Origin of the sequence: Evansella clarkii, assembly GCF_002019695.1 — a bacterium.
Taxonomy (GTDB): Bacteria; Bacillota; Bacilli; order Bacillales; family Salisediminibacteriaceae; genus Evansella; species Evansella clarkii.
The window spans coordinates 203876-217472 of the sequence record NZ_MTIV01000022.1 but is presented as its reverse complement, the minus strand read 5'-3'; the positions used below and the strand labels follow the sequence as shown (position 1 = coordinate 217472).

The following is a 13597-nucleotide window of genomic DNA, read 5'->3' as shown; positions in this document are numbered from 1 at the left end:
GACACCTTCTTTTTTTTTTGCTCACCACTGGAAAATATAGGCATTTTTGTAATTAATAACAATAAATGGACAGGAGGCCAATTGATGCTTTTAAAATGTCTGCATATATTAAAGACGTATTGGATTGCCGTTATCCTGGGAATAGCGGTGGTCATCATGTTATCGTTCATACCAGGTCATAAGGAAGATATTGCGGAATTAGAAGCGGCTATTGAGAGAACGAAGGAGCTGATTGCGGATTCGGAAAAGATCAGCTCGGATCTCGAAAAAGAATTCGATGCAGATGAATTCATGGAGGAAATGGAACAACGCACCGTTTCTGCCACACAGATCGGTAAAGAGATGGTCAAAGTCGATGATGTATTAACCGCCTTTTATAAGACGCATGAATCACTTCCTGAAGACGAAGACGAAAGGGATGCGCTTTTTGCAGAGCTGGAGGAAGCTCAAGCGAAAAATACGGAGCTTACCGGTGCCGGGGAGGCTGACCACATCAAGACATGGCAATTGAATCCGGAATGGTCACTTGAACTGGAGTCGGTTATTACGTACCAGGATACGGAGCGTTTTCCTGTCGTGTTTAAGATGAAAACAAAGGATGGAAAACTTGCTGGTTTAGTACATGCTATTTATAACGTGAGCGACCACAGATTGAGTAGCATTAACCGCCATTACACAATAGACGGGTTGCGGGACGAAGCCGATGTGGGGGGAATATAGATATGATTGAATACATGAAAAATAACCGCTCGCTTTTGATTTCGGTGGTTGGAGGAGCCGTTATGTTTGTCCTGGTTGGATTTTCTCTGTGGAGTCAGATTTCAGAAAAAAAAGAACTGGAAGAAAAACAGGCTTCCTTAGCAAACGAACTACATGCCGTAGAGATGAATATCGCAGAACGGCAGGCGGATCTTGATGTGGAGAAAAAATCCACGATCAAAAAGGCGACAGGCCTTGATCCCGACCTGATACAAATAGATACCGAAGCAGCCAAAGCCTATTTCGAACCGGCATTTAACTGGAAATCCGGAAGCGATTACGATGAGGCCAGAAAACGGTATATAGAATCACTCGGAGAGGATAATTTGTTCACAGAAACATACCTGCCACCTGATACGAAGGTAGAGACAGAAGACGATCTAATCTCTTATATTGATTTTAAAAATATTAAAGCATCAATGGGTGACATATTTGTCGTACCGATGACTGCAGAGGGTGATCGTATTCGTTATGTGGCTTTTGTCCACTATTTTATGCACCAGACAAATAATGACCTGGTAAACACGGAGGCGCTTGAAAGAAGCCAGGCGATTATTGAGTTTACAGCAGCGGGTAGTGAAGGTGAGCGCTGGGTCACAGAAGTAACCGCTCGGGCAGGGTTTCATTCAAACTCGGAGTAAAACAATTACGTGTTACGTAATAGAAGTATGCAATCACATGACTATTAACTATTAAAGGAGTTGGATAATATATGATGACGGCAAAGAAAGTACAAACCCTTAAACCCGCTGAAACTACAGCTCTACCAAAACCAAAGAAGCACCTTCTAACACGAATGTTCGGTGCGCTCCTCTTATTGGTGAGCGGGTCGATGTTCATGCAGGGAATTCCACTCATGTTCGTATTTATCGCTGCGTATTTGGGTATTCCGGCGGATGCCACGGTCGGGGGGATAGATACTATGGTGTGGCTTCTTACCAGTGTCACGATGATGGTGCTTGCTATATATGTATTTATTGTTTGGATAAAATTCATTTGGGGTCGGTTTATCACGAACCCGAAGCCGTTATTTTCGCTATTCAAGAACAAAGAGAAACACGCTCATTGATGTAGTCAATGGCGTGTTTTTTTTCGTCCATTTATTCTGCTAGTCCTACCTTTTCACTTAATTCCTTTAATAGCAATTCCTTTCCTTTTGGGCTTAATACGAGATTCCCGTTTAGAAATGATTCGTTCTCATCGCTAATTTCTCCTGTCACACTGCATTCCATGTTTGCTTTATATTTTTTTAAGATGATCTTTTCATCTTCTACAAAGATTTCTAACGCGTCTTTGATTTTAATATCTAGTACAGTACGCAACTCTTTTGGAATAACGATCCTTCCTAAATCATCGACTTTTCGTATGATCCCTGTACTTTTCATGACAACCTCTCCTTTTTATATCTTAATTTTTTTCCATTTATGGAATTACTTTGCATAATTTCCTTGCATAAAGTTTAACACCACTTAGAAATCCCCTCAAACAATAAACCTTTTGTCTTGCCAGTGATTGCGCCCGATTCCCTTAATTCCATCTTATTCGTTATCGCATTTTTAGCTTGTTTGTCCGTCGTTATTTTGCACGATTGTTTAACAACAGACGATCATTGTTACATGAAACCGCTTGTCGCTCAAGGGATTTCACGTATAATGGACTTATAAGATAAATTAACAAAAAATGGTAATTTAAAGGAGATGGATGCGAAATGGCTACATTCAAAAAAGGGCAAAGCTTTAAAGGACAGCGCGTACATGTGAGCGGAGTTTTCGATCAAAAGGGTCCAGGGATGACAGGAAAAAACGTGGCATTCAGTATTTCGAATGACACACGCGAACCGGAGGATGTTATCACGAACCCAATGCTTGTGTACGATAAGTATACAGATAAAGAAGGAAAAGAAAAGGACACCTATACGGCGAGCTATTCAGCGAAGCAGTGGGAGGCTATCGAACAGGCCGCAAACAAGGACGGCGATGCGATGGTGGTGGAAGCGGACTTGTTCCCAAACACCCGAGGCAAAGGGTTGATCGTGAATACGAATTCCCTTAAAACGCCGGAGAATGCGTTCGATATGACCAAACACCGTGAAAACACGGTTGCAGTCCGTGATGCGAAGAAAGCAGCTCGCCAGGAACAGCAAGCTCAACCTGAAGCGGCTCTTGAAGCCTGATAGAAAGTGATTACCCATACGAAAAGGTGCTGATGATTCAGCACCTTTTTTTGATTGTATATGTGACTGTGTACCGTCTTTAAAGATAATTAGATCAAAGTAAAACCCCTAATACTTTAAAGCATTAGGGGTAATTAAAACGATTTAAAATTCGTAGTCGCTTTCTTTCTCAATAATTATGGAATATTCCTCTAAATCATTTGATTTAAGGTTTAATTCTACAAAATTTCTAACATCAGTTCTATCTTCTTCTTCCCCAATTACAAAATACAGTGTTGCGTCCTCTGTTTGAACCATATGAGCTTCAACATCATATTGTTCCCTAGTGGTCTCTAAAATTTCAAGTAATGGGTCATTTTCATCTTGTTGATTTGCAAAGGAGATAGAGAAAACCAAAGCCGAAGAGAGTAAGAGAAAAGCAAATAGTGAGAACAGCAATTTTTTCATGGAAATCACCCCTTGAATAAAGCATACCACACAATTAGAAAATATTTCAAGAAACCAAAAAGTTAGAAAATTTTAAAAATAGTTGAACTAGATAACAATTTATATTAGGATGTAATAGAATAACAAATATAGAATAATAAGGAAAAGGAGAGGTAGTTAGTATGAAAATCAAATTTTGGGTAACTGGTTTTGTTATGCTTTTAGGGTTAGGTTTCTTATTTACACCAGGAATGGCTAATGCGGAAGAGAATGGAACAATATCTATTGAAGAGGCAGCAACCATGATCGAATTTTATGATGAAAATGGGGAGCGTTATTACCCTTATACAGATGAAGAATTAATAGCTTTTCAAAAGAGGGATTATTCAGATATTAGTTACGCCACTGACAGTTTAAATGATAGTGTTATCGCATCGAGTTTACGTACTTATCCTTTTACAAGAATGTGGTTTACTAACAATATGTACCTTAAAAGCGGAGATTATTTTTACAATCCGAGGACCTTGGTATTAAATACGGATTTACAGGCAGCTAATGATATAAGGGTAAATCTCAGAGTCGGTGTTGGTGGTAGGACAACGCATAGCATATATGTTCCTGGCGGATGGTATGGGGGGTTAAGTATTCCTTTGCAGTCCGGTTGTAATTGTATGCGCTCCGTTCAACTAGTAAATATGGGTAGTGGTGCCGCCGATTTTAGAAGTGGAACCTTATATTATGAACGTCCATAATCAAAGTGTATCTAGCAATCCCCCCTATACGAAAAGATGCTGATGTTTCAGCATCTTTTTTTGTGCCTGTGAACGTGTACCGTGTAACAAAATTCTTTTAAATGGCTACCAGTACAGTTGTTTTATCTCAATTTCACTTGTACTCTTTGAAACAGGCGTGCTATAATAAAGGAAGAATTTTCCATTTTGAGAGAATCAGAGAATTATAGAAACCGAGAAGGGATGATAGCGCTATGAAGACCTACCCGTATAACCGGGCGAGTACTGAAGGGCGACGACTGTTCCGATTGTTGGATGCACAGTTCAACAAAGGAAAGCTCGATGCTTCAAACCCACCCAAATCATTTCAATCTTACGAGGTCCCGGCTGTGACGCAGTGCCGTGTAAACAAGATCGGCTTTCTGTTTTCAAGCAATCTGTCCGGTTTAAAACGCCCGCAAATCAGCGTAGAAGCCGATGTGGAAATGGCGTGGGGTGAATTTGCCGAGGGGATATCCACTCTTGATTTCACGCATGACGATCAAGAGCTCCCACTTTCGTATGTGCAGCCATTAGAAGATGAGACGGTCAAGTTGCTTATTGATGCTGGTCTGTACAGGGAGGAGCGGTTCGAGGAGCTGATGAATAAACTCATGTCCGGCGAGGTTTTCGATGCCGAAGCGGACATGAACCTGACATACCTGAATGTGGCGGATGCTCATTCCCAACAAAATATACCAGTACTCCTGGCGGACCCAGTTACAGTTGTTCATGAAGGACATGATCCGTCGGAGCAGACAAACATAGCGAATCTGGTAAGACGTTCGGCCCGTCTTGCGATTGAACTGCAAAAAGAAGGTGTAAGAACAGAGGAGCTGGTACACACACCGGAACCGGAACAGGATCGGGAAGTGTTTCTGACGGAAACGTTCCGTGATGTGATTGCCCAAAAAGAAGAGGAAGAACAAAAGAAGGCGGTCGATGAGTCGTTTACTGCTTCTTCTGAGCTTTTGGATGAAGAGATCGATGTGACCGACGAGCTAAAAGGAAGTCTTACGTTTGATTACACGAACGAAGATGATCGCATTCGTGATTTAAAAGAACGCGATCACTACGATTCAGAGTATGATGGTGACCCTGAACCTGAACCTGAACCTGAATTGGATAAGGCATCCGGAAACGATCCTCTCCATATGAAGGGAAAACAAAAATCTTCTGCTAAAACAAAAGAGGCATCGAAGGTATTGGATGCAGATATTTTCGATAAGGATTTGGGTGACTTCACCCATGAATCAGAGGATGACGGTCCAGAACTATAAGGCATGCGTGAGCGATAAGGGTTTAGCCCCTTATCGCTTTTCTGTAAAAAGGAGTGAGCGGTATGGGGTTAAAGCAGGACATCGTAGTCAAGAGCGAATATACCAACAATGCCCGGAGTGCTCCAGGCAGGGGATCTCGCGGGGCGTCACCGGGTCAGTATGTTATGCGTTACATGGCGAGAGAAGACGCTACGGAAGTATTGGCTCCGGTAAAACTGGACGTAGGTTCAAGCGGATATGACAGTGCGGGATTTATGCGTTATATGGCGAGGAGCGAAGCCACAGAGCAATTAAAGTCCAAACAGGATGAGGATCTGCAGGAGGCGGATGCGTACGGGTCCCCGCTGGTACTTAAACATAAGTTTAGGAAACTGGATAAACAGTCTGGCCGTGCCTTCGGGACCCGTGGAATCAGTTTGTCACACCAACAGCTGGAAGACGCGTCCAAGGAGATTCAGCAGGCATTTGATGCCGGACATTCCGTACAGAAAATCGTTGTTAGCTTCACCGAAGATTACCTGCGAGAAACAGGTGTATTAGACCCGGCATTTAAACATAAAGGTCGTGGATCGTATAAAGGTCACATCGATCAATTAAAGCTGCGCCAGGCAATCACGGACGGGGTGAATCGCATGACGAAAACGGGTCGTTTTTCTGATCCCGAATGGGTCGGAACCATTCAGCTCGATACGAGCCATGTTCATGCACATCTTGCCCTTGTCGATAAAGAATTCTCGGCCTCCCGTATGAGGGATGACGGAGCGGACAGAGGTAAAATCAATGAGCGTGAGAAGACGATGTTTCGTAAAGGGGTTCATTTTAGCCTGGAGGATATGAAATCATTGAAATCATTCCATAGGCAGACATCTTTGGAAAGACAGAATGTCGTGGCCTTCGTTAAAGATTATGCGTACAGCACATTGAGTGAAAACACCCCCATGCAGCTGCTCGTTGCTGCTCTACCGAAAGAGCGCCGATATTGGCGGTATGGGACAAATCGTACGTCCATGAAGCATCCGAACATGATTGCCAAAGGGATCGTGGAGCGTGTATTTGAAACAGAACCGGAACAAAGCGGGTTTAGAGAAGCTATGCAAGCGGTACATACCTATGCCGATGAATCCGCAGCTAAAAATAAGCTCACCAGAGAAGAACGCCAGGTATTAGTATCCGAAGGACGAGAACGCATTGTGGAGCGGAGTGTGAACGGGCTGTATACCTCACTCAAAAGGTTCGACCCGGCGTCACTCCGTGTGCGGACAACCATGACTGACATCCAGTCGAGCTCCGATGAGGAGCTGGCGAATGCACTAAAGGCAAAATCATCTGAGAAAGGTGGTTTTGATCCTGCTGCGTTCACCCTGCGTGTGCGCGGGTACAGTAAGCGCCAGGAAGTTCATATAAAAAGCGCCCGGGATCATTACGAAATGGCTACGGAATACGATGCAGCAAAAGAGCAAGGATTGGTAGATGATACCGCTCATGTGATGCGTCTCTACTATGAAGAAGAACAGCGGTACCACATGGGGCTCACCGACAAGTATCGTAAGTTTTTAGCTTTCCACTATCCGAAAGATCGTGAAAGTGTAAACGCCATGCACCCCCTGTACCAAGACCTGGTGACTCGATTCCAGACGATTCAAAGCGATGAAGCCGAGACGGGGCTCACGCTTTATGAGGACAGGAAGGCATACATGCAGGATCTCCGCGCATACACCTTTGAGTGTTTCGATAAAGGGGTCGCTTCCCTGAAAGAATGGGATGCCATCACGGATTACAATACGGAGGCAGGAACTATCGACACCCGATTTGTCCTGCCGGTACGTCCGAAAACCCGGGAGGAAAACTTAAACGATGTACATTTCATTCAGGTTAAGGCACTGGATGTCCATCATTTGGGCCTTGATTATTACAATCACCCTGATGCGAGAATCGATGCAGCCAATGCCCGCCGGTTTGCCGATGCGTGGCAGGGGCGCAAGCAACGGGCCGACGCTGCCCGAATGTATGTCAAAGCCACCGGTCAGGAATTTCCGACGCTGGACCGTTCGGAAGCGGATATTGACTCGATGGAATCTGTCGTAGAGAAAGCAGTAGAAGAAGGACTAATTCATACTGTCACCATTGATGATCTGACATATCTGGATGAAGGGGATCGTCGTCAGCTTTATACCATACCTCTCGATCGTTCGGTCGATGTGACAAAGCAGGTCAGAACGACGCTCGAACATATTGAAACCGTCCAGCAGATGGATGAGGAAGAAGAACTGGAGTAAACACCACGTTCTGCATTTATCGTTAAAAATAATTAAAATAAAATACCATTAATGTAAAATTATGGTATAATAAAAGCGGAATATCGTTGAGTGGTGAGCGTTTTAGAGAAAACCTCCGCCGTTGTTTCACACCAATTGAAAAGAGAAAGGATGACATGCCGTATGTCCAAACATTTTGCCATGCTGAATGCTGCGCGACGACTGGAAAACCATTTATCCCGGGAAAATTATAATTTGAATAGGATGGCTGAGAATGAGCGAATTTCACTTTCACTGTTTAAAAAGAAAGTAGATCACCATAATGAATTAGTTGACGCCTTGAATGACTTGTTTGCAAGTCTTGCTGACAGCCCTTCCTCCAAGCTGTTTAATCGTTACGTCATACACGACCCGGAAACGGAGCTGCTTACGATCGAGGAGGAGCCGGAAGTATCCTTTATACCTGAAGTGACGGAAGACGAAGAAGAAACTGTAACGGATGAACAGCCGCCATTCGATGAACGTGTCACGACTATAGCTGAACCTGAACCTGAATCAAAAGAAGCGGACGATCCGGATGAGCCGGTATGGCAATCCGAAGGGTACGATTCGTACGAGGCGTGGCTCGCGGATAAAGATACGGAATCTGTTCAGTACTCTGATGATTTATCATTGAGCGTGAACGATGTGATGTCGAGATACCGCGCCGAGCAGGCCCTGAGTGAGTACAGTGAGACATCTGAACGGGATATTGCTTCGTACCTTCCAGAAGAAGAAGTTCCTGCAAATGTACTCCCACATGAGGGGGAGCAGACATACGAGGAAGACGAAGATCAAAACGAAGCCGCTGACGGGGAGTTTTCCGCAACGAACTATAATTACCTGGATCACACGGTGGATAATGTTCGGGTGGATAATGATCCGACACAGATTGCCGGAGTAGAGACAGCTGTGGAACGATACGGAGAGAATGCCCGCCAAGGGACGGACATTGATGTGTCTACCTTCCTTTATCAATCAGAGCCGGCTGTCGTCGATGATTTAATTCGCGACGATATCGAACAGCTTCACGCTCCACAGGAAGCCGAAACCGTGAATGAAGGATAGGGTTTTCAACATGACACATAACTAGCGAAGGGTTTTGATAGCCATGGGTTTTTCGAACAAAAAAGAACCATCCATCCACATCGATGAAAACCCCACACAAATAGCCGATGTCAAAACAGTAGTGGAGCGGGAAGGGGCACTCTCCCAACGCGGAACAGATATTGACGTGACTGATTTTCTGTACCGGTCGGGGACATCGATTGAAGTTAGTGACCTGGGAGATATTGATGACATCTCCAGTCTGATTGACAAGGAAATCGAGCGGGTGTCATTGAATGAGATTCATAAAGTAAGTAAAGTCACAGAAACAGAGAAGGAGGATGTTGACGATGAGTAGTGCAACAATGGAGCGACCGAAACCCCATACAGAATCAGAGACAAAGATAAAAACGTGGACATTCGATAAAGATAAATATCCGTATTTGGCAGAGTACGCCGTATTCATGCCACCGCCAAGCCGTCCGGTTATCGGCAGAGATCGGGAAATGCGCCGACTGCTCGCTTCCCTGAACAGGGCAGAATTATCGAACGCCTTTCTATTAGGAGATGCCGGTTCTGGTAAGACGATGCTCGTACAAGGAACGTCTGAGAAGGATACGGGGCGCATTTATGTCGAGGTGGATCTTGCGAAGATGGCGGCCAGTGAAAACGGAGAGGATGGCGCCGTACAGATGGCTTCCCGCGTGAAAGCTCTCTTTGATGATGCACTCCAATTTAAGCAGGATATGCAGATGATTCAGGAAGAAGAAGCGGCAACGAAAGGGAACGGTCGCCAAAAACAACAAGTAAAAGCCCCGGAACTGGTGATGTTTATCGATGAGTTCCATTTACTCGTCCAGTTGTCTTCGGCGGCAGCGCAGGCGATCAAGCCGATTCTCGCGGAGAGTGGACGCCGCGGGATTAAGATCATTGCAGCTACCACATTTGCCGAGTTTCATGAATTCGTAGAGAAAGATCAGGCGCTCATGCAGCGTCTTCAGCGTATTAACATTCGGGAGCCTGAAAAAGCAACGGTTGTATCAATCCTAAAATCGATTGCAAAATCTCACGGCGTCCTTAATGACGTCTATGACCATCAACTGTTTGATTTGATTTACGAATACAGTAACCGTTATGTGCCGGCAGACTCTCAGCCGCGTAAAAGCATACTCATGCTCGATTCCATGATCGGCTGGTATCGCACATACCCACAAGAATACAAGATGGATCGGCATTTGCTTGCCGAAGTGATCTTTGACAGTACAGGCGTGCAAGTCACCTTTGAAATCGACGGGCGGTACATCGAGCGCAAGATGAACGAGCGGGTATTCTCCCAGACGTTCGCCATGAAAACCCTGGAGCAGCGCTTACAGATTGCCGTGGCGGATTTACATGATAAATCCCGTCCCATATCGAGCTTTTTATTCACAGGCCCGACAGGTACTGGTAAAACGGAAACGGTGAAAGGGTTGGCTGCGCTGTTATTCGGAGATGAGCGGGCGATGATCCGCTTTGATATGTCTGAATACGCATTGGAATCTTCCCTCGACCGCTTCCGGGAAGAACTGACGATGAAAGTGTGGAACAAATCCCACAGCATCCTGCTGTTTGACGAGATTGAAAAAGCGAACCCTGCGATCACACGATTATTATTACAGGTGCTGGATGACGGTCGTCTATCTAATGCCCAGGGGCGTGAGGTGAGCTTCCTGAACACGTACATCGTTCTGACAACGAATGCCGGTTCCGAGGTTTATGAGAATATCGCCCACTATTCCCAGGACGAGGAAGGAGCGAATGGGCTGGCGGAATACCAGAAAGTTATCCGCCGATCGTTGATTAATAGCGATTCCTTTGCTCCGGAGATCATTAACCGGATGAACGCCATCATTCCGTTTCAGCCGCTTGGGGTTAAAACCTATGAGAAAATCATCTTTAACAAGTTGTTACGTTTACAACAGGATGTGTACCAGATTCACGGGGTGCAGGTGATGATCCATCCGGACGTGGTGGTTTATCTGGTTCATGAGAACAATGATGTCGACACAAACACTGGTGGCGCCCGTGGTCTTGTGGCCCGTATGGACACGGAGGTTCTCTCCCCGCTTTCTCGGTATATTAATAAATATCCGGAAGTAAAACATGTCGGGATTCACGTCAATGGAGAAATGGCGTGCAGGAATAAAGACATCCGTAAATCCGACGCGTACATCGAAGTGGGAACAGTGGATAAAAAACGGGCCCGCAGATCGAAATAAACGAAATACTATTACGTAATACGTAATTAAAAATATATTACGTAAATATATAGAAAAGAAATGGGACGGCGCTTTAATTGCCGTCCTATTTTACTGGTTAAACAACTTTGAAAAATTGTTAAAAATGCTGTCCGTACAGCGAAATAAATATTGTATATGGAAAATTTATGTGATAGAATGATCTTAGGTTAAAAAATGGAAAATATTGGATAACAAAGCCCACAGCTTATCACTTTAGCTTTAATAGGTAGAGGAAAGGGAGGATTCCATTCATGGGATTTTTAAGCAAAATTACCGGTGGTAAATCAAAAGAAAACAAGCAGTCAGAGGTGAAACCTAAGAAGAGAGGGAAAGAGAAAAAATCCCTGTTCGGCGGTAAGAAAAAAGAAGTAACACTGTTAGAACGTATGCAGCTCGAAGAGTCGGTCGCAGCGGCTTCCTTGGATGTCGTCCAGGAATTAGCAGAGTTCGGTGATTCAGCGGTAAGAGAACTGGATGAGGGACTCCTAATTGTCGCTGTCACTAACGAAATGCTCGAAGAAGCGGGGCTGGACCCGGCCGGTGAGGAATTTGGCTCTTTCGCCCAGGCGTTACGCTCAGAAACAATCGAGTCGATTGCGCTTGCGGATGATTTAGCTGCAGGTGTGATTGGGATTATCCCATCACAGGAGACATTAGTTTCATTAGATGAATTTGATTTTGCGCATGATATGGCTTTTCGATGGGCACTCGTTCCGTTTGATCTGAGCGATGACGACAGACTGACAGTCCTGGATTCAGACATACACATCGAGCGCTTAGTCGAAATTGCGAATAATCAAAACATCCAGCTCAGCATTAAGAATGGTGAGGTCATCGAAACAGAGGGAGACGGTTATCAGGCGTCACACGTTCCGGTTGAAGCGGACGGTGTAGAAGACGACGGGTTTGACCACGGGTTCGATGAAGAAGAATCATTTGATGATGAGGAGCTTGATGCCGGCGGGGTAGAGGAGCCGGACGAATTGGAAGACGCAGACGGCCCGGATGCTGAATTTGATGACGCACCGGACGAGGCGTTCGATGAAGATTTTGACAATAATTTTGAAGATCCTTCTTATGAGGAAGAAGCGTTTGAAGATAACGGCGTGGATGAGGAGCTTGCATCCGATCCTGAGTTTGAAGACATGGATGATGATATGGACCTCGAATACGAAGAAGAAGAAGGTCTCACTGCTGAAGAGTCTAAAGAAGCGATCTCCCGGGTAGTTTCTCACGGGTTTAATAACACGGAATTGGATCTTAGCATTGACATGACGAAATTTGATGATTATTTCAATTCTGTGTCTATCGCTCAATTCGATACAACGCGTGCGGATGACAGCGAACTGCAAAACGTTCTGTCAAAACTGCGCCAGGATGCAAATGTGGAGCTGGAGCGATTTCATCAGGATAACGTCCAGTCGCTCCGAAACAAGTTCACAACGAGCATGCGGAACATTCACAATAAGCTGGTAGAGTCACTTGACCACAAAGACGAAAATACTACCTATGGTCGTCGCCATCATGAAATAGAAGCGAATTACGAAGACGCGATGGATGATCTGGATCGTCAGGTTGCCGGGGAAATCCAACAAATCAATACCCAGTACAACGAAGCCCGTGAAGAATATGCGGAAAATGCGAAGCGAGAAGCGATGGCTACTTATGACAGCCGTTACCGTGATGAGCGCAACCGTAAGATCGAAAACGTTAAGGATAATGTCCAGTCTGAACTGAAAACAAACCGTGACACAGAGCTTGGCGAATTATACAGCGATCGACGCACCGTGGCTCAGCGCCTGTTTGATAAGGCAATGACAGCTCTCTTACAGCATTTGCAGGAAGAGTACCAGACTATTTCACAAAAAGAATTGCAAATGTATGATGCGTTCCGTAAAAGTATGGATGTGTATCTGCGTAAACACTTCGCTGACGAAGTACTGAGAGCGAAAGCCGAAGCGGAAAAGCTGAAACAATCCCACGAAGCAGAACGTGTGCGTAGGGATTACGAGCAGATGCTTCTAACGAAAGCGCGCCAGATCGAAGAAACGGATAAACAGTCCAGGGAAGCGATCCGTCAGCTGGAAGATAACCATAAAGAGCAAATCAATCACGTCCAAAAAGATTATGAGCGTCGTATCGAGCGTGAACAACGAGAGAATCAGAATCTCCGCGAAATGCTCCAGGATGCGAATGCAAGTAACAGTAAGATTGGTGAGCAGAAAGATAAGGAGGTGGAACATCGCATGAATATGTATAAAGATGCTCTTGAAGCGAAAGAAAAAGAACTTGAGTATGCCAACGAACGTGCGAACAAAGCCCAAAAGCCAATGCGTTTCGTACTTGGAGCGGTAGCCACGGTAACACTTGCGTTCGGTATTATTGCCGGATTCCTGTTCGGCGCCAATACCGTACAGCTGGCACCAGGCGAAGCACAGTCGGTCCCACAAGAAGACGTGGTTTCATTCCTTGATGAATCATCAGCAGAAATCGTGAAGGTATTCGACGTAGATATCGCCGCCTAGCGGTAAAACCACCAGATAAAGAGATGGAATCTCCTTTAAAAAGG

At 45.0% G+C, this 13597-nt stretch carries 13 protein-coding genes; 11 read left to right on the top strand and 2 right to left on the bottom strand.

Annotated elements, in window-relative coordinates; genetic code table 11:
• The first annotated feature begins 84 nt into the window (after positions 1 to 84).
• From BK582_RS26215 to BK582_RS26205, 3 genes are all read left to right on the top strand, one after another.
• On the top strand, positions 85 to 720 hold the full coding sequence (locus BK582_RS26215) for a hypothetical protein (RefSeq protein ID WP_078598690.1): 636 nt from the start codon (positions 85 to 87) through the stop codon (positions 718 to 720).
• 2 nt (positions 721 to 722) lie between these two features.
• Positions 723 to 1400, top strand: coding sequence for a hypothetical protein (locus BK582_RS26210; RefSeq protein ID WP_078598689.1), 678 nt, complete (start codon positions 723 to 725; stop codon positions 1398 to 1400).
• Positions 1401 to 1471: 71 nt separating this feature from the next.
• Positions 1472 to 1828 carry a hypothetical protein gene (locus tag BK582_RS26205; protein WP_078598688.1) on the top strand — a complete coding sequence of 119 codons (357 nt, stop codon included), beginning with the start codon at positions 1472 to 1474 and terminating at the stop codon, positions 1826 to 1828.
• A 31-nt stretch (positions 1829 to 1859) separates the two neighbouring features.
• Here the strand turns inward: BK582_RS26205 and BK582_RS26200 are convergent, their stop codons facing one another.
• Entirely contained in the window at positions 1860 to 2144 is a 285-nt protein-coding gene (locus BK582_RS26200) for an AbrB/MazE/SpoVT family DNA-binding domain-containing protein (protein ID WP_078598687.1), read from the bottom strand.
• Positions 2145 to 2467: 323 nt separating this feature from the next.
• Between BK582_RS26200 and BK582_RS26195 the strand changes: the two genes are divergently transcribed.
• On the top strand, positions 2468 to 2932 hold the full coding sequence (locus tag BK582_RS26195) for a hypothetical protein (RefSeq protein ID WP_078598686.1): 465 nt from the start codon (positions 2468 to 2470) through the stop codon (positions 2930 to 2932).
• A gap of 144 nt (positions 2933 to 3076) precedes the next feature.
• Here BK582_RS26195 and BK582_RS26190 read toward each other — a convergent pair whose 3' ends face one another.
• A complete protein-coding gene (locus BK582_RS26190) occupies positions 3077 to 3379 on the bottom strand; it encodes a YolC/YozM family protein (protein WP_078598685.1) in 303 nt (100 codons plus the stop codon).
• Positions 3380 to 3540: 161 nt separating this feature from the next.
• Here BK582_RS26190 and BK582_RS26185 point away from each other — a divergent pair, with 161 nt between their 5' ends.
• The 7 genes from BK582_RS26185 (at position 3541) to BK582_RS26155 (ending at position 13553) form a co-directional block, all read left to right on the top strand.
• Positions 3541 to 4110, top strand: coding sequence for a hypothetical protein (locus BK582_RS26185; protein WP_078598684.1), 570 nt, complete (start codon positions 3541 to 3543; stop codon positions 4108 to 4110).
• Between the two features lie 368 nt (positions 4111 to 4478).
• A complete protein-coding gene (locus BK582_RS26180) occupies positions 4479 to 5408 on the top strand; it encodes a hypothetical protein (RefSeq protein WP_078598683.1) in 930 nt (309 codons plus the stop codon).
• A 62-nt stretch (positions 5409 to 5470) separates the two neighbouring features.
• Entirely contained in the window at positions 5471 to 7684 is a 2214-nt protein-coding gene (mobL, locus tag BK582_RS26175; protein ID WP_078598682.1) for a relaxase MobL, read from the top strand.
• A gap of 93 nt (positions 7685 to 7777) precedes the next feature.
• The gene (locus tag BK582_RS26170) at positions 7778 to 8770 is read left to right on the top strand and encodes a hypothetical protein (RefSeq protein ID WP_218190789.1); all 993 of its coding nucleotides are present in this window, start codon (positions 7778 to 7780) and stop codon (positions 8768 to 8770) included.
• Between the two features lie 43 nt (positions 8771 to 8813).
• Positions 8814 to 9107, top strand: coding sequence for a hypothetical protein (locus BK582_RS26165; RefSeq protein WP_078598680.1), 294 nt, complete (start codon positions 8814 to 8816; stop codon positions 9105 to 9107).
• A complete protein-coding gene (locus BK582_RS26160; protein ID WP_218190788.1) occupies positions 9100 to 11007 on the top strand; it encodes an AAA family ATPase in 1908 nt (635 codons plus the stop codon). The genes BK582_RS26165 and BK582_RS26160 overlap by 8 nt, the downstream gene beginning before the upstream one ends.
• A gap of 272 nt (positions 11008 to 11279) precedes the next feature.
• Positions 11280 to 13553: a hypothetical protein gene (locus tag BK582_RS26155; RefSeq protein WP_078598679.1), complete on the top strand. Its 2274-nt coding sequence runs from the start codon at positions 11280 to 11282 to the stop codon at positions 13551 to 13553.
• Positions 13554 to 13597 lie beyond the last annotated feature (44 nt).